Below are 16,621 nucleotides of genomic sequence, written 5' to 3' on the forward strand. Positions count from 1 at the left end.
CTCCTTAGCGTTGTAAAAAAGCCTGCCAGTGGGCGACCACCTCGCTCAGCTGCTGACGGTTGACATCCAGGTGAGTGACCAGACGGACAACAGGCGAGGCGTTAATCAATACCCCCTGCGCCTGCATAAACTTGCCGAGCGCCGGGGCCTGCTCTTCGCCGACGCGAACGAACAGCATGTTGGTATCGTGACGGGTGACGTCGGCGCCGATAGCGCGCAGCTGCTCTGCCATCCACGCGGCGTTGTCATGATCCTCCTGCAGGCGCTGCACGTTATTTTTCAGCGCGTACAGCCCGGCGGCGGCCAGGATGCCCGCCTGGCGCATCCCGCCGCCGACCATTTTCCGCCAGCGGACGGCGCGGCGAATGTACGCCTCGCTGCCGAGCAGCAGCGAGCCTACCGGAGCGCCAAGCCCCTTTGACAGGCAGATGGTGAAGGAGTCGCAGTATTGGGCGATATCGCGTAACTCGCAGCCGTAGGCCACCACGGCGTTAAAGATGCGTGCGCCGTCGACGTGCAGCGCCAGATTGCGCTGGCGGGTAAACGCCCAGGCTTCCTGCAGATAGTCGCGCGGCAGCACCTTACCGTTATGGGTGTTTTCCAGGCTCAGCAGGCGGGTGGGGGCAAAATGGATATCGTCGGGTTTGATTTTCGCTGCCACTTTATCCAGAGGCAGCGAACCATCCGCCGCGGCGTCGATCGGCTGCGGCTGAATACTGCCGAGGACCGCCGCGCCGCCGGCTTCGTACAGATAGTTATGCGCCCCCTGGCCGACGATATACTCTTCGCCGCGCTGGCAATGGCTGAGCAGGCCAACGAGGTTGGCCTGGGTGCCGGTGGGTAGAAATAGCGCCGCTTCTTTGCCGGCCAGGTCGGCGGCATAGCGCTGCAGTTCATTGATGGTAGGGTCGTCGCCATACACATCGTCCCCGACCGGGGCGGCCATCATGGCCTCCAGCATGGCGCGCCCGGGACGGGTAACGGTATCACTGCGTAAATCGATCACGGCTTTTCCTTGGTCTGGTTCAACGTATTGCTTCTGTTTTACCTGAGCCAGTTGGTTTTCGCCAGTTCGATGACCTCATCGCCGCGCCCGCTGATGATCGCCCGCAGCATATACAGGCTAAAGCCTTTGGCCTGCTCCAGCTTGATCTGCGGCGGGATCGCCAGTTCCTCTTTGGCGACGACGACGTCGACCAGCACCGGACCGTCGGTGCGGAAGGCGGTCTGCAGCGCGTCATCCACCTCGGAGGCTTTTTCAACGCGTATACCTTTGATACCGCAGGCCTCGGCGATGCGGGCGAAGTTGGTATCGTGGAGCTCCGTACCGTCGGTGAGATAGCCCCCGGCCTTCATTTCCATCGCCACGAAGCCCAGCACGCTGTTGTTAAAGATGACAATCTTCACCGGCAGCTTCATCTGCGCCAGCGACAGAAAATCGCCCATCAGCATGCTGAACCCGCCGTCGCCGCACATGGCCACTACCTGCCGCTCCGGCGCAGTGGCCTTGGCGCCGATAGCCTGCGGCATGGCGTTGGCCATTGAGCCGTGGTTGAACGAGCCCAGCAGGCGGCGTTTACCATTCATTTTGAGATAGCGTGCCGCCCAGACGGTCGGGGTACCGACATCGCAGGTGAAAATGGCATCTTCATCGGCAAAATGACTGATCTGCTGCGCCAGATATTGCGGGTGAATGGCTTTATCGCTGGGTTTAGCCAGATCGTCGAGCCCTTTTCGCGCGTCGCGATAGTTCTCCAGCGCCTTATCGAGGAAGTGGCGATCGGTTTTCTCTTCCAGCAGCGGCAGCAGCGCCTTCAGCGTCGATTTAATATCGCCCACCAGCGCCATGTCGACCTTACTGTGTGCGCCGATGCTGCCGGGGTTGATGTCGATCTGGATAATTTTCGCGTCGGTTGGGTAGAAGGCGCGATAGGGGAACTGGGTGCCCAGCAGGATCAGGGTATCGGCGTTCATCATGGTGTGGAAGCCAGAAGAGAAGCCAATCAGCCCGGTCATGCCCACATCGTACGGGTTGTCGTACTCCACGTGCTCTTTGCCGCGCAGGGCGTGGACGATGGGGGCTTTAATTTTGGCTGCGAACTCCACCAGTTCCTGGTGGGCGCCGGCGCAACCGCTGCCGCACATGAGCGCGATATTGCTGGAGTAGCGAATAAGCTGCGCCAGCTTGCGCAGCTCTTCTTCCGCCGGGGTGACCGTCGGCAGCGGCGCATGATACCAGTGGCTGCTGGCGCTTTCCGGGGCGGCCTTCAGCGCCACATCGCCGGGTAGCACCACCACCGAGACGCCGCGGTTAATCACTGCCTTACGCATCGCCACTGCCAGCACCTGCGGGATCTGTTCCGGCGTGGAGACCAGTTCGCAGTAATGGCTGCACTCGCGGAACAGCTCCTGAGGATGGGTTTCCTGAAAATAGCCGCTGCCGATTTCGCTGGATGGGATGTGGGCGGCGATGGCCAGCACCGGGACATGGTTGCGATGACAGTCAAACAAACCGTTAATCAGATGCAGGTTGCCCGGTCCGCAGGAGCCGGCGCAGACCGCCAGCTCGCCGGTCAGCTGCGCTTCCGCGCCAGCGGCGAAAGCGGCGACCTCTTCGTGCCGGGTGGGCATCCAGTCGATGGTGCCCATGCGGTTAAGGCTATCGCTCAATCCATTGAGGGAATCTCCGGTGACGCCCCAGATACGTTTCACGCCGGCCTGTTCCAGCGTTTTGGCAATGTATGCCGCCACGGTCTGCTTCATGATCTCCATCTCCTTTTTTTGATAACGCCTTCAAGCTTAGATGAAACTGACCGCAATGTAACCGATTACCCCTGATTTTTTGCTGGTTTTATTCCTCTCCGGCTGCGCATACTCTGGAAGTACACAGGATGCAAAACAGGATGCACATCAAATGGTTAAAGGATTGTTAAACACAGTAAATCGCAGGCTGTCGCATGATGACGCCGGTAAACTCTTGTTACGACTTGCCGTCGGCGGCTTAATGCTTTTCCATGGAATCCATAAGCTGATAGATGGTGTGGATGGCATTAGCGGGATGCTGGCGGCGCAGGGATTGCCCGGGTTTATCGCCTACGGTGTGCTGGTGGGGGAAGTGGTCGCTCCCTGCTTGTTAATTCTCGGCGTCCTGACCCGCCCGGCGGCGTTGGTGCTGGCGTTCACCATGGTGGTGGCGTGGCTGATGGTCGGCTTAGATAAGACGTTTGCGCTTGATGCGGTGGGAGCGTGGGCCATTGAGAATCTGGTCTATTTCTTTGTTGGCGCACTGGCGATTGCGCTACTCGGCGCGGGGCGTTATTCGCTGGCCGGTCAGTCGGCCTGGCGGTAAAAATGCCTCATTCGTCCTGGGGCGTAAAGTCGATACTGTTGGCGATTTGCAATTTTTTCAGTCCGGGAAAGCGTTTATCTCATGTCGCCTGAGCGTTTGTTTATTGTCGCCAGGGATTTTCCCGGAGGCGGCGCATTGCGCCTTCTCCGGGCTACCAAATCGCACAGCGCTGTAGCCCCGGTAAGCGGTAGCGCCACCGGGGATTTTGACCTCAGGCGAGAACCAGATCGCTCTGCGGATGACAGGAGCAGGCCAGCACATAGCCGTCGGCGATTTCGGCGTCGGTCAGCGTCATGGTGCTGGTGACGCTGTACTTCCCGGAAACCACTTTGGTTTTGCAGCAGCCGCAGACGCCGGCGCGGCAGGCGACGGTCACCGGCACTTTATTGCTCTCCAGCGCGTCGAGCAGCGTAGTGCCCACCGGCGCGTAAAACTCGCGCGCCGGCTGCAGTTTAGTAAATTTCAGCCCGCTGGTGGCGGCCTCAGCCACCGGGGTGAAGAATTTTTCCTTAAAGAAGCGGGTGACGCCCAGGGCGGCAACATCCTGCTCGACCTTCTCCATATAAGGCGCCGGGCCGCAGGTCATCACGGTGCGGCTGGCTAAATCCGGCACGCTCTGCAGCAGCTCCCGGGTCAGACGGCCGGCGACAAAACCGTGCGTCGCGTTGTGCTCCGCTACCAGGGTGACCGGGTAGTTGCGCCACTCTTCGGCAAAGATTACATCTTCCGGCGAACGCACGTTATAAATCACCTGTACGTCGGCCTGCGGTCGATGCTTAGCCAGCCAGCGGCGCATCGCCATGATCGGTGTCACACCGCAACCGGCGGCCAGCAGCAGGAATTTATCTTCCGCTTTATCGTCGCAGGTAAACTCGCCCATCGCATCGGACAGCCAAAGGTAATCACCGCGTTTGACCTCGCGGGTCAACCACTGCGAACCCGTACCCTCGTCAATACGGCGAACGGTCAGCGTAATGTATTCGCTGACCCCCGGCGTCGAGGAGAGGGTATAGGCGCGCAGCGTTTCCGCCGAGTTACGCACGCTAACCAGAGCGTACTGGCCAGCGCGGTACGGATAGTAATCGTGGCACAGCAGCGAAAGGGTCCACACGTCCGGGGTTTCCTGGTGAATGTGGTGAACCTGCATCCGCCACGGGCACTGGGAGGTTGGCATAGTCATCAGGGACTCCTTAAGCGCTCAGCAGCTGCTGCATATCTTGTTCCACGGTGGTCACGGAACGCAGACCAAACTTCTCATTGAGGACCGCCAGCAGATCCGGTGTGAAGAAACCAGGCGCCGTCGGACCGGTGACGATGTTTTTCACACCCAGCGACAGCAGCGTCAGCAGGATGACGATCGCTTTCTGTTCGAACCAGGAGAGCACCAGCGACAGCGGCAGATCGTTGACGCCACAGCCCAGTTTCTCCGCCAGCGTGACCGCCAGAATAATCGCCGAGTAAGCGTCATTACACTGCCCGGCGTCGACCAGGCGCGGCAGCCCTTCGATATCGCCAAAGTCCAGTTTGTTGAAGCGGTATTTACCACAGGCCAGGGTCAGGATCAGGCAGTCATCCGGCACGCTGGTGGCGAAATCGGTGAAGTAGTTACGCTCCCCGCGGGCGCCGTCGCAGCCGCCGACGAGGAAGATATGGCGCAGTTTTTCACGACTGACCAGATCGATCAGCGTATCCGCCGCGCCAAGCAGGGTCTGACGGCCAAAGCCGACGGTGATCAGATGCGGGATTTCGCTGTATGGGAAGCCCGCCATCTGCTGCGCCTGGGCAATGACCGGGGAGAAGTCTTCGCCTTCCAGATGGTTCACACCCGGCCAGCCGACGATGCTGCGAGTCCAGATGCGGTCGTCGTAGGCGCCGACGGTCGGGTCGATGATGCAGTTAGAGGTCATCACGATGGGGCCCGGGAAGCGGGCGAACTCCACCTGCTGGTTTTGCCAGCCGCTGCCGTAGTTGCCAATCAGATGTTTGAATTTACGCAGCTCCGGATAGCCGTGAGCCGGCAGCATTTCGCCATGAGTATAGACGTTGACGCCGGTGCCTTCCGTCTGCTCCAGCAGGTTATACAGATCCTTCAGATCGTGGCCGGAGATCAGGATGCACTTCCCTTCGGTGGCTTTAACGTTGACCTGAGTCGGCGTCGGATGGCCGTATTTGGTCGTTTCACCGGCGTCGAGGATGCTCATCACTTTGAAGTTCATCTGGCCGATTTCCATCGAACATTCGAGCAGCGCATTCATATCCGCAGGCCAGGTGCCCAGCCATGCCATGATTTTATGGTACTGGGCATAGATAGCGTTGTCGTACTGGCCGAGCACGTGGGCATGCTCCATATAGGCCGCCGCACCCTTCAGACCGTACAGGCACAGCAGGCGCAGACCGAGAATATTCTCGCCGATGGCGGCTTTATCTTTATTCGGGGTATAGTCCGCCGCCTGACGCTGCAGGTCGCCCAGATCGTCGCTGACCAGCTGCAGGTCGGCGACCGGGCTGTCGACCGCGGCGCTGGCATCGATCGCCAGGCATTGCGCTTTCAGCGCCTCACGCAGGGCAATTGCCTGGCGGGCGTAGCCGACGATGCGCGGGGAATCGAAGTTAACGTTAGTCAGGGTGGAGAAGAAGGCGCGGGGGGCAAAGCTGTCGACCTCATGATCGATAATGCCATATTCGCGCGCTTTAAGCGCCCAGGCGGACAGGCCTTGCAGTGACGCAATCAGCAGATCCTGCAGGTCCGAGGTTTCCGCTGTTTTACCGCACATCCCCTGCGCGTAAGAGCAGCCGTTGCCGGCTGGGGTACGAATGGTTTGTTCACATTGCACACAAAACATGGTCACACCTTTAAAGTTATATTTGATATACATGTTTAAGGTTATGCCGCGCGGCAACGGGTGAAAAGGTATTTCTCAGACAACTTAAAGGGAGATTGATTTAGCGCAAATTTGGCGGCAGGAGGGCTGCCGCCAGCGGGTGCTCAGGCGGTAAAAAAGGCGATCAGGATCGGGACCAGCAAACTAAGCAGAAAACCGTGCACGATGGCGGCAGGGACGATTTCGACGCCGCCGGAACGCTGCAGTACCGGTAAGGTGAAGTCCATCGAGGTGGCGCCGCACAGCCCCAGCGCCGTGGAGCGGCTGCGGCGAATAAGGCCCGGAATTAACATGATGGCCAGCAGCTCGCGACAGAGATCGTTAAAGAACGCCGCGCTACCGATGACCGGGCCAAAGGATTCGGTGAGTAAAATACCGGAGAGCGAATACCAGCCGAAACCGCTGGCCATTGCCAGACCGGTCTTTAACGGCAGACCGAGAATAAAGGCGTTAAGTATCCCGCCGAGTAATGAACTGGCCGTAACCACCACGGCGACGATCATTCCCCGGCGGTTAAGGACTATTTGTCGCAGACTCATTCCATTATTGCGTAATTGGATACCAACGAGGAACAGGAGAAAAATCAACGTATATTCGCTGGCTTCTGTCGCGTGCTGTAAAAAAGGCAGTCTGGTCAGACCGAGCAGAAAACCGAGCACGACCACACCGCACAGCTGCAGCGATTCCAGGGCCATGGCCAGGCGCGAGGGTAATTTCTCCTGACGATGCTGACTGCGCCATGGCATTTTACTTTCCAGCCACAGCAGGGCGGCGATATTACACAGTAAAATGATAACCACGCTCACCGCGGCGTAATGCAATATTGCCAGCAGGTTGCTGGCCAGATTGTCGAGGAACGCCAGGCTGATACCCATAAAAAAAAGGATTACATAGACAATCCAGCTGAGCATGCGGTTTATCAGCTTTAGCGCGGAGGAGTGACGAAGAGGCAGTAAATAGCCGACGACCAGCGGCAACAGAATAATAAAGAGTCCCGAAAACATGAACGATGCAGCCCTTGCATGATGAGAATAGCGCCCATGACACTACCCAAATCACCGGGCCGAGTAAAGCTGTCGCCAGAAAGAAAAAGCCCGGAGACCCGGGCTTTGAAAAGCGTTAATCGCGTTTTTCCAGCAGGGTGCGATACAGCACGCCGCCGAGGATCCCGCCGACGATTGGCATGACCCAGAACAGCCACAGCTGCTGCAGCGCCCAGCCGCCCTGGAAAATTGCCACCGCGGTGCTGCGCGCCGGGTTGACCGAGGTATTGGTGACTGGAATGCTGATCAAATGGATGAGGGTCAGCGCCAGGCCGATGGCGATGGGGGCAAAGCCCGCCGGCGCATGTTTATCGGTCGCGCCATGAATAACCAGCAGGAAGCCGCAGGTCAGGACAATTTCAATGACGATAGCCGACAGCATAGAGAAGCCGCCCGGGGAGTGTTCGCCATAGCCGTTGGAGGCGAAGCCGCTGGCGGCGGCATCAAAGCCGGCTTTACCGCTGGCAACCACGTACAGCACCGCCGCGGCAATAATTCCGCCGACCACCTGAGCGATAATATAGCCAATGACCTCTTTTGCCGGAAAACGGCCGCCGGCCCACAGGCCTAAGGTGACCGCCGGGTTGAAATGCCCCCCGGAAATATGGCCGACCGCAAACGCCATGGTTAATACCGTTAAGCCAAATGCCAGCGCGACGCCGGCAAAACCAATACCCAGCTCGGGGAAAGCCGCGGCGAGCACGGCGCTACCGCAGCCGCCAAATACAAGCCAGAAGGTGCCGAAGCATTCGGCTGCTAATTTTCTGAACATAACCACCTCAATTAAATTGTTTACGCGCACGAGCGGACCGTGCCGGTCTTTATTTATCGTGATAAGGGATAACGATAAAAATAAAGCGGCGTTAGTCTAGAGATAATCGCCATCCCGGAGCCAGTTAAATATATTGATATTATTTGATTTAGGGCAAGGTGAGTGGATTCCTTTTGCCAGTTTAGCCTTTCCTTTATCCATGGAAGATTATCAATAGTGTAGATCATAACGCCTGAAATAAAACTATTTTGTTTGATGAATAATCAACGGCCGGTAATAGGCGATAAGTGAGTAATTTTATGAATATATTTAATCCGCTGAATATGAGCCACGGATGCGATTAAGCAGAGTGTCATCTTGCCTCCGCCCTCGCTATACTGTTGATTACTGAAGGAGAGTGGTGGTGTAGCGGAGGGGATATGCTTCTTGAGCGCGTAGAAATCGTCGGTTTTCGCGGTATCAATCGTTTGTCGTTGATGCTGGAGCAAAATAACGTCCTGATCGGGGAGAACGCGTGGGGGAAGTCCAGTCTGCTTGATGCGCTGACCCTGCTTTTGTCGCCGGAGTTCGATCTTTATCACTTTGTTCGCGATGATTTCTGGTTTCCCCCGGGCGACATCCAGGGGCGCGAACACCATTTGCATATTATCCTGACCTTCCGCGAAACGGAGCCAGGCCGCCATCGGGTCCGGCGTTTCCGTCCGCTTCAGCGCTGCTGGGTGCCTTGCGATGACGGGTATCACCGGGTGTTCTATCGCCTGGAGGGCGAGCTCGCTGAAGATGACAGCGTGATGACCCTGCGGAGCTTTATCGATGGTGAAGGCGAAGCGTTGGTGCTGGAGGAGATTGATGAGCTGGCCCGACACCTGGTGCGTTTGATGCCGGTGCTGCGCCTGCGCGATGCGCGCTTTATGCGCCGCATCCATAACGGGACGGTACCGCACTCGCCGCAGATAGAGATCACCGCCCGTCAGCTGGATTTTCTCTCCCGCGAACTGGTCAGCCATCCGCAAAATTTATCGGACGGTCAGATCCGTCAGGGGCTATCGGCCATGGTGCAACTGCTTGAGCATTACTTTGCCGAGCAAAGCAGCGCTCAGACGCGGCATCGCCTGATGCGGCGGCGCTCCCATGATGAACAGCGCAGTTGGCGTTATCTGGATATTATCAACCGGATGATCGACAAGCCCGGCGGGCGCAGCCATCGGGTGATCCTGCTGGGGCTGTTTGCCACCCTCCTGCAGGCGAAAGGGACGGTGCGCCTCGATCGCGACGCGCGACCGCTGCTGTTGATTGAAGATCCCGAGACCCGTCTGCATCCGATCATGCTTTCCGTCGCCTGGCACCTGCTGAATTTGTTGCCGCTGCAGCGTGTGACCACCACCAACTCCGGAGAGCTGCTGTCCCTGACGCCGGTAGAGCAGGTCTGCCGGCTGGTGCGTGAGTCGACGCGGGTATCGGCGTGGCGGTTAGGCCCGGGCGGAATGAATGCCGAAGAGAGCCGGCGCATTGCTTTTCACATTCGCTTCAATCGCGCCTCATCGCTCTTCGCCCGCTGCTGGCTGCTGGTGGAGGGAGAGACGGAAACCTGGGTTATCAACGAACTGGCCCGGCAGTGCGGTCATCATTTTGATGCTGAGGGGGTTAAGGTGATCGAGTTCGCCCAGTCCGGCCTGAAGCCATTGATCAAATTTGCCCGCCGGATGGGGATCCAGTGGCACGTGCTGGTGGACGGCGATGAGGCGGGGAAAAAATATGCCGCGACGGTACGAGGTCTGCTTAATAACGATCGCGAGCTGGAGCGCGACCATCTGACCAGTCTGCCGGCGCTGGATATGGAACACTTTATGTATCGTCAGGGATTTGATGACGTTTATCATCGGGTGGCGCAGATCCCGGATAATGTCCCGATGAATATGCGGCGGGTGATCACCAAAGCCATCCATCGCTCATCCAAGCCGGACCTGGCGATTGAGGTGGCGATGGAGGCCGGCCGCCGTGGCGTGGACGCTGTGCCGACGCTGCTGAAGAAAATGTTCTCACGGGTGCTGTGGTTAGCCCGCGGTCGTGCCGATTAATCTCACCGCCGTCGTCATTTACGGCGGCACAAAGCTCTCCGGCAGCTAAACAAAACGTCATTGACGAGAAAAATGGGTGTCCTGTTGCCAACGGGTTTCGATAGAATCACCGCCTGGAGCGGCAGGGAAACAGCAGGAATCGGAATATGAAAGTGAAGGGAAAACGCAGGACCGTCTGGTGGCTGTTGGCGATCGTTGTGCTGGGGCTAGCTATCTGGGGATGGCGGATCCTCAATGCGCCGCTGCCGAACTACCAGACGCTGGTAGTTCGCAAAGGGGATCTCCAGCAGAGCGTGCTGGCCACCGGCAAACTGGATGCCCTGCGAAAAGTTGACGTTGGCGCCCAGGTCAGCGGACAGCTGAAAACGCTGCACGTCAATATTGGCGATAAGGTTAAAAAGGATCAGTTGCTGGGGGTTATCGATCCGGAGCAGGCGCAAAACCAGATTAAAGAGGTGGAAGCGACGCTCATGGAGCTGCGCGCCCAGCTCAATCAGGCGCGCGCGGAGAGCAAACTGGCGCAAGTGACTCTGGCCCGTCAGCAGCAGCTGGCGCAGCGCCAGCTGGTCTCGCGGCAGGACCTTGATACCGCGGCCACCGATTTGGCGGTGAAACAGGCGCAGATCGGCACTATTGAAGCGCAAATAAAGCGTAACCAGGCGACGCTCGATACGGCGAAGACCAACCTCGATTACACGCGGATCCTGGCGCCGATGGCCGGCGAAGTGACGCAAATTACCACCCTGCAGGGACAGACAGTGATCGCCGCCCAGCAGGCGCCTAACATTCTGACGCTGGCGGATCTCAGCACCATGCTGGTTAAAGCGCAGGTCTCTGAAGCGGATGTCATCCACCTCAGACCGGGGCAAAAGGCGTGGTTTACCGTGCTGGGCGACCCGCTTACCCGTTATGAAGGTAAACTGAAAGACATTCTGCCGACGCCGGAAAAAGTGAATGACGCCATCTTCTATTATGCCCGCTTCGAGGTACCGAACCCGCAGGGGATCCTGCGCCTCGACATGACCGCGCAAGTGCACATTCAGCTGGCTGAGGTGAAGAACGTGATTACTATCCCGCTGAGCGCCCTGGGCGACGCGGTAGGCGATAACCGCTACCACGTTCGACTGTTGCGCACCGGTGAGGTCAAAGAGCGTGAGGTTATCATTGGCGCCCGCAATGATACCGACGTCGCAGTGGTGCAAGGTCTGGAAGAGGGCGACGAAGTGATCGTCGGCGAGAGCGCGAGCGGGGCGGCAAAATGACGGCGCTGCTTGAGCTGCGAGATATACGTCGCAGCTATCCTTCCGGCGACGGCAGCGTTGAGGTCCTGAAGGGGATCACCCTCAGCATCCATGCGGGTGAGATGGTGGCGATCGTCGGGGCCTCCGGCTCGGGAAAATCGACGCTGATGAATATCCTTGGCTGCCTCGACAAACCCACCAGCGGCACCTATCGGGTGGCGGGAACCGATATCGCGCAGCTGGATGGCGATGCGCTGGCCCGTCTGCGGCGGGAACACTTTGGCTTTATCTTTCAACGCTACCATCTGCTGTCCCATCTGACCGCCGCGCAGAATGTCGAAGTGCCGGCGGTGTATGCCGGCAGTGAACGGCGCGCGCGCCTGGCGCGCGCTCATGAGCTGCTGGTGCGGCTGGGGCTGGGCGAGCGCGCCGACTATCAACCGTCACAGTTGTCCGGCGGTCAGCAGCAGCGGGTCAGTATCGCCCGCGCCCTGATGAATGGCGGGGAGGTGATCCTCGCTGATGAACCGACCGGCGCGCTGGACAGCCATTCCGGCGAAGAGGTAATGGCGATCCTGCACCAGCTAAAAGCGCAGGGGCATACGGTCATCATTGTGACCCACGATCCGCAGGTCGCCGCTCAGGCGGAGCGGATCGTCGAGATCCGCGATGGCGAGATCGTCCGCAACCCGCCCGCCAGCCGCCAGGGCGGCGGACTGCGCGCCCGTCCGCAGGCGGAGCCTCCGGCGTGGCGTCAGTTTACCAGCGGCTTTCGCGAAGCGCTGGTGATGGCCTGGCGAGCGATGGCGGCGAATAAAATGCGTACCCTGCTGACCATGCTCGGGATTATTATCGGTATTGCCTCGGTGGTGTCGATCGTGGTGGTGGGGGATGCCGCCAAGCAGATGGTGCTGGCGGATATTCGCGCCATCGGCACCAATACCATTGATGTGTATCCTGGTAAGGATTTTGGCGACGACGACCCGCGCTATCAGCAGGCGCTGAAGTATGACGATTTGCTGGCGATCCAGAAGCAGCCGTGGGTGCGCTCCGCCACGCCGGCGGTTTCAAAAAGCCTGCGCCTGCGCGCCAACAATATTGACGTTGCCGCCAGCGCGGAGGGGGTCGGTCCACAGTATTTTAATGTCTACGGCATGACCTTTAGCGAAGGCAATACCTTCAATGAACTGCAGCTCAACAGTCGGGCACAGGTGGTAGTGCTCGACAGCAATACCCGTCGGCAGCTGTTTCCCAATAAAGCGAAAGTGGTGGGAGAGGTGATTCTGGTGGGCAATATGCCGGCCACGGTGATTGGCGTTGCGGATGAAAAACAGTCGATGTTCGGCAGCAGCAAAATTCTCCGCGTCTGGTTGCCCTACACCACCATGGCGGGAAGAGTAATGGGCCAGTCGTGGCTGAACTCCATCACTGTGCGCGTTCATGAAGGCTACGACAGTGAAACCGCAGAGAAACAGCTGCTGCGTCTGCTGGAGCTGCGGCATGGTAAAAAAGATGTATTCACCTGGAATATGGACAGCGTCTTGAAAACCGCCGAAAGGACCACACATACCTTACAGCTGTTCCTGACATTGGTGGCGGTGATTGCCCTGGTGGTCGGCGGGATTGGCGTAATGAATATTATGCTGGTGTCGGTGACCGAACGAACCCGGGAGATCGGCATCCGCATGGCGGTTGGCGCCCGGGCCAGCGATGTGCTGCAGCAGTTTCTCATTGAAGCGGTGCTGGTTTGCCTGGTCGGTGGCGCGCTGGGCGTAGCATTGTCGCTGATGATCGCCTTTATTTTACAGCTGTTTCTCCCCGGCTGGGAGATTGGTTTTTCTCCGCTGGCGCTGCTGACGGCGTTTCTCTGTTCGACGCTGACCGGGGTGCTGTTTGGTTGGCTGCCTGCGCGCAACGCGGCGCGGCTCGATCCGGTGGATGCCCTGGCGCGAGAATAGGCGGGGCGAGAAATAAAAATGCCAGTCAGAAGGACTGGCATTTTATTAGCAGGATGTACACAATGAAGCAAAAGAGTTATGCAGCCGTTTCCGCTTCCACAGGGACGATCACGCTGGCGTGGTTGCCTTTTGGCCCCTGGTGAACATCAAACCGAACGGCTTGTCCGGCTTTTAGCGTTCTGTAACCATCCATCTGGATGGTGGAGTAATGGGCGAAAATGTCTTCGCCGCCGCCCTCAGGGCAGATAAAACCGAACCCTTTGGCATTGTTGAACCACTTAACAGTACCCATTTCCATACTTCGACATCCTTCGTAAATCTTTATTAGTAAGATGGAATGAACCGGTGGTGGAGTGACGAGTTGTTCAATTGCTCGCCAACTCTCGCCACTACAATTTAGAGAAATACGAAAACGCGTCAAGCGATTGAGGAGGGGGAACGGCGAAAAATGCGTCAAAATTTGAAGCAGTTAACGCTATTGCCGGGGAATGTGACAGCCGTCGCGGATAGAAGCGATAGATGATAGTTATCTATGATCTATTGTAGATTTGTGATGAGCATAACCTCTGGTCATCGACAGGCCTCCGCCTGTTGGCAACAGCAACCGATGATGAACACTGACGATGAGTAAGAGAGATTGGCTGGACTTCGAGCACCTGGTTGACGACGAAGTTCGTGATGCGATTAAACCGCCATCTATGTATAAAGTGATATTGGTCAATGATGACTACACTCCGATGGAGTTTGTTATTGACGTGTTACAAAAATTCTTTTCTTATGATGTTGAACGTGCAACGCAACTGATGCTCACGGTTCACTATGAAGGTAAGGCGATTTGTGGCGTGTTTACCGCGGAAGTGGCGGAGACCAAAGTCGCTATGGTGAATCAGTACGCGAGGGAGAACGAGCATCCATTGCTGTGTACGCTGGAAAAAGCCTGAATACAGGCATGAAAATTGGGGGAGGTGCCTATGCTCAATCAAGAACTGGAACTCAGTTTAAATATGGCTTTCGCCAGAGCGCGCGAGCACCGTCATGAGTTTATGACCGTCGAGCACTTGCTGCTGGCTCTGCTAAGCAACCCCTCGGCCCGTGAGGCCCTGGAAGCGTGTTCAGTGGACCTGGTGGCATTGCGTCAGGAACTTGAAGCCTTCATCGAACAAACCACACCCGTTCTGCCAGCCACGGAAGAAGAGCGCGACACCCAGCCGACGCTAAGCTTCCAGCGTGTGCTGCAGCGCGCCGTCTTCCACGTACAATCTTCTGGCCGCAGCGAAGTGACCGGCGCCAACGTGCTGGTGGCGATTTTCAGCGAGCAGGAGTCGCAGGCCGCCTACCTGCTGCGTAAACATGAAGTGAGCCGTCTTGATGTGGTGAACTTCATTTCTCATGGTACACGCAAAGACGAGCCGAGCCAGTCTTCCGATAACAGCGGAAGCCAGCCTGGCAATGAAGAGCAAGCCGGCGGGGAGGAACGTATGGAAAACTTCACCACCAACCTCAATCAGCTTGCTCGCGTCGGCGGCATTGATCCCCTGATCGGCCGTGAAAAAGAGCTGGAGCGCGCGATTCAGGTCCTGTGCCGTCGGCGGAAAAATAACCCGCTGCTGGTGGGGGAATCCGGCGTCGGTAAAACCGCGATCGCCGAAGGCCTTGCCTGGCGTATTGTGCAGGGCGATGTGCCGGAAGTTATGGCCGACTGCACTATCTACTCGCTCGACATTGGCTCTTTGCTGGCAGGGACCAAATATCGTGGCGATTTTGAAAAACGCTTCAAAGCGTTGCTCAAACAGCTGGAGCAGGATACCAACAGCATCCTGTTTATTGATGAAATCCACACCATTATCGGTGCGGGGGCGGCGTCTGGCGGCCAGGTCGATGCGGCTAACCTGATCAAACCGCTGCTTTCCAGTGGCAAGATCCGGGTGATCGGCTCCACCACTTACCAGGAGTTCAGCAACATCTTTGAAAAAGATCGTGCGCTGGCCCGCCGTTTCCAGAAGATCGATATTACCGAACCGTCGGTGGAAGAGACGGTCCAGATTATCAACGGCCTGAAGCCGAAGTACGAAGCGCACCATGATGTGCGTTATACCGCCAAAGCGGTGCGTGCGGCGGTAGAACTGGCGGTGAAATACATTAACGATCGTCATCTGCCGGATAAGGCGATTGACGTCATTGACGAAGCGGGCGCGCGGGCGCGCTTAATGCCGGTCAGCAAGCGTAAGAAAACGGTTAACGTGGCGGATATCGAATCAGTGGTGGCGCGCATTGCGCGGATCCCTGAGAAGAGCGTCTCCCGCAGCGATCGCGACACGCTGAAAAACCTGGGCGACCGTCTGAAAATGCTGGTCTTTGGACAGGATAAAGCCATCGAGGCGCTGACCGAGGCTATTAAAATGGCGCGCGCCGGGCTGGGCCATGAGCACAAGCCGGTGGGATCATTCCTGTTCGCCGGGCCGACCGGGGTCGGGAAAACCGAAGTGACCGTCCAGCTGGCGAAGGCGTTGGGTATTGAGCTGCTGCGCTTTGACATGTCCGAATATATGGAACGTCATACCGTCAGCCGTTTGATCGGGGCGCCTCCGGGCTACGTCGGCTTCGATCAGGGAGGGCTGCTGACCGATGCGGTGATTAAACATCCGCACGCGGTATTGCTGCTTGATGAGATCGAAAAAGCGCATCCGGACGTGTTCAACCTGCTGCTGCAGGTGATGGATAACGGGACGCTGACCGATAATAACGGCCGTAAAGCGGACTTCCGCAACGTGGTGCTGGTGATGACCACCAACGCCGGGGTGCGGGAAACCGAGCGTAAATCGATTGGCCTTATTCAGCAGGACAACAGTCCGGATGCGATGGATGAGATCAAAAAGATCTTTACGCCGGAGTTCCGTAACCGCCTCGACAACATCATCTGGTTCGATCATTTGTCTACCACGGTGATCCATCAGGTTGTCGACAAGTTTATCGTCGAGCTGCAGGTCCAGCTGGACCAGAAAGGCGTCTCCCTGGAAGTGAGTCAGGAAGCGCGCGACTGGCTGGCGACGAAAGGCTACGATCGGGCGATGGGGGCACGTCCAATGGGACGCGTCATTCAGGACAACCTGAAAAAACCGCTGGCGAACGAGCTGCTGTTTGGCTCGCTGGTCGACGGTGGTCAGGTCACTGTCTCTCTGGACAGCGACAAAAATACGCTGACTTACGACTTCCAGAGCGCGCCGAAGCACAAACCGGAAGCGGCCCACTAAGGCGATATCTTCAATGTAAAAAAACCGGCCAGGGGCCGGTTTTTTTT

Annotated in this window: 13 protein-coding genes; 6 read left to right on the forward strand and 7 right to left on the reverse strand. The window is 57.7% G+C overall.

The window, feature by feature from the left end; all coding sequences use genetic code 11:
* Window positions 1–4 precede the first annotated feature (4 nt).
* Window positions 5–1,006 (reverse strand): low-specificity L-threonine aldolase, encoded by a 1,002-nt coding sequence (gene ltaE, locus HMPREF3140_RS19010; RefSeq protein WP_032411185.1) that lies wholly within the window; start codon window positions 1,004–1,006, stop codon window positions 5–7.
* A 38-nt stretch (window positions 1,007–1,044) separates the two neighbouring features.
* Window positions 1,045–2,763 (reverse strand): ubiquinone-dependent pyruvate dehydrogenase, encoded by a 1,719-nt coding sequence (gene poxB, locus HMPREF3140_RS19015; RefSeq protein WP_070553066.1) that lies wholly within the window; start codon window positions 2,761–2,763, stop codon window positions 1,045–1,047.
* A 151-nt stretch (window positions 2,764–2,914) separates the two neighbouring features.
* Between poxB and HMPREF3140_RS19020 the strand changes: the two genes are divergently transcribed.
* A complete protein-coding gene (locus HMPREF3140_RS19020) occupies window positions 2,915–3,349 on the forward strand; it encodes a DoxX family protein (protein WP_002896408.1) in 435 nt (144 codons plus the stop codon).
* 211 nt (window positions 3,350–3,560) lie between these two features.
* Here HMPREF3140_RS19020 and hcr read toward each other — a convergent pair whose 3' ends face one another.
* The 4 genes from hcr to aqpZ form a co-directional block, all read right to left on the reverse strand.
* Window positions 3,561–4,529: an NADH oxidoreductase gene (gene hcr, locus HMPREF3140_RS19025; protein WP_004147771.1), complete on the reverse strand. Its 969-nt coding sequence runs from the start codon at window positions 4,527–4,529 to the stop codon at window positions 3,561–3,563.
* A 10-nt stretch (window positions 4,530–4,539) separates the two neighbouring features.
* Window positions 4,540–6,192 (reverse strand): hydroxylamine reductase, encoded by a 1,653-nt coding sequence (gene hcp, locus HMPREF3140_RS19030; protein ID WP_004179156.1) that lies wholly within the window; start codon window positions 6,190–6,192, stop codon window positions 4,540–4,542.
* A 143-nt stretch (window positions 6,193–6,335) separates the two neighbouring features.
* Window positions 6,336–7,235 carry a LysO family transporter gene (locus tag HMPREF3140_RS19035; protein ID WP_004147773.1) on the reverse strand — a complete coding sequence of 300 codons (900 nt, stop codon included), beginning with the start codon at window positions 7,233–7,235 and terminating at the stop codon, window positions 6,336–6,338.
* Window positions 7,236–7,350: 115 nt separating this feature from the next.
* The gene (gene aqpZ, locus HMPREF3140_RS19040; protein ID WP_002896434.1) at window positions 7,351–8,046 is read right to left on the reverse strand and encodes an aquaporin Z; all 696 of its coding nucleotides are present in this window, start codon (window positions 8,044–8,046) and stop codon (window positions 7,351–7,353) included.
* Window positions 8,047–8,465: 419 nt separating this feature from the next.
* On the opposite strand from aqpZ, the gene HMPREF3140_RS19045 reads away from it, so the two are divergent.
* From HMPREF3140_RS19045 to macB, 3 genes are all read left to right on the forward strand, one after another.
* Window positions 8,466–10,124 (forward strand): ATP-dependent endonuclease, encoded by a 1,659-nt coding sequence (locus tag HMPREF3140_RS19045; protein ID WP_004176693.1) that lies wholly within the window; start codon window positions 8,466–8,468, stop codon window positions 10,122–10,124.
* 146 nt (window positions 10,125–10,270) lie between these two features.
* A complete protein-coding gene (gene macA / locus HMPREF3140_RS19050) occupies window positions 10,271–11,386 on the forward strand; it encodes a macrolide transporter subunit MacA (protein WP_002896440.1) in 1,116 nt (371 codons plus the stop codon).
* The gene (macB, locus tag HMPREF3140_RS19055; protein WP_070553065.1) at window positions 11,383–13,323 is read left to right on the forward strand and encodes a macrolide ABC transporter ATP-binding protein/permease MacB; all 1,941 of its coding nucleotides are present in this window, start codon (window positions 11,383–11,385) and stop codon (window positions 13,321–13,323) included. Before macA ends, macB begins: the two co-directional genes overlap by 4 nt.
* A 76-nt stretch (window positions 13,324–13,399) precedes the next feature.
* On the opposite strand, the gene cspD is transcribed toward macB, so the two are convergent.
* Window positions 13,400–13,621, reverse strand: coding sequence for a cold shock-like protein CspD (cspD, locus tag HMPREF3140_RS19060; protein WP_002896516.1), 222 nt, complete (start codon window positions 13,619–13,621; stop codon window positions 13,400–13,402).
* A 325-nt stretch (window positions 13,622–13,946) separates the two neighbouring features.
* Here cspD and clpS point away from each other — a divergent pair, with 325 nt between their 5' ends.
* Both clpS and clpA read left to right on the forward strand, forming a co-directional pair.
* The gene (gene clpS / locus HMPREF3140_RS19065; protein WP_002896520.1) at window positions 13,947–14,264 is read left to right on the forward strand and encodes an ATP-dependent Clp protease adapter ClpS; all 318 of its coding nucleotides are present in this window, start codon (window positions 13,947–13,949) and stop codon (window positions 14,262–14,264) included.
* Between the two features lie 30 nt (window positions 14,265–14,294).
* A complete protein-coding gene (clpA, locus tag HMPREF3140_RS19070; protein ID WP_002896522.1) occupies window positions 14,295–16,574 on the forward strand; it encodes an ATP-dependent Clp protease ATP-binding subunit ClpA in 2,280 nt (759 codons plus the stop codon).
* Window positions 16,575–16,621 lie beyond the last annotated feature (47 nt).

Origin of the sequence: Klebsiella sp. HMSC16A12 (assembly GCF_001808265.1) — a bacterium.
Lineage (GTDB): Bacteria > Pseudomonadota > Gammaproteobacteria > Enterobacterales > Enterobacteriaceae > Klebsiella > Klebsiella pneumoniae.

Coding starts and splice junctions, on each gene's coding strand:
- clpA (WP_002896522.1), top strand. CDS start 14,295: ATGCTCAATCAAGAACTGGAACTCAGTTTAAATATGGCTTTCGCCAGA.
- hcp (WP_004179156.1), bottom strand. CDS start 6,192: ATGTTTTGTGTGCAATGTGAACAAACCATTCGTACCCCAGCCGGCAAC.
- HMPREF3140_RS19020 (WP_002896408.1), top strand. CDS start 2,915: ATGGTTAAAGGATTGTTAAACACAGTAAATCGCAGGCTGTCGCATGAT.
- clpS (WP_002896520.1), top strand. CDS start 13,947: ATGAGTAAGAGAGATTGGCTGGACTTCGAGCACCTGGTTGACGACGAA.
- aqpZ (WP_002896434.1), bottom strand. CDS start 8,046: ATGTTCAGAAAATTAGCAGCCGAATGCTTCGGCACCTTCTGGCTTGTA.
- macA (WP_002896440.1), top strand. CDS start 10,271: ATGAAAGTGAAGGGAAAACGCAGGACCGTCTGGTGGCTGTTGGCGATC.
- poxB (WP_070553066.1), bottom strand. CDS start 2,763: ATGAAGCAGACCGTGGCGGCATACATTGCCAAAACGCTGGAACAGGCC.
- hcr (WP_004147771.1), bottom strand. CDS start 4,529: ATGACTATGCCAACCTCCCAGTGCCCGTGGCGGATGCAGGTTCACCAC.
- macB (WP_070553065.1), top strand. CDS start 11,383: ATGACGGCGCTGCTTGAGCTGCGAGATATACGTCGCAGCTATCCTTCC.
- HMPREF3140_RS19045 (WP_004176693.1), top strand. CDS start 8,466: ATGCTTCTTGAGCGCGTAGAAATCGTCGGTTTTCGCGGTATCAATCGT.
- cspD (WP_002896516.1), bottom strand. CDS start 13,621: ATGGAAATGGGTACTGTTAAGTGGTTCAACAATGCCAAAGGGTTCGGT.
- HMPREF3140_RS19035 (WP_004147773.1), bottom strand. CDS start 7,235: ATGTTTTCGGGACTCTTTATTATTCTGTTGCCGCTGGTCGTCGGCTAT.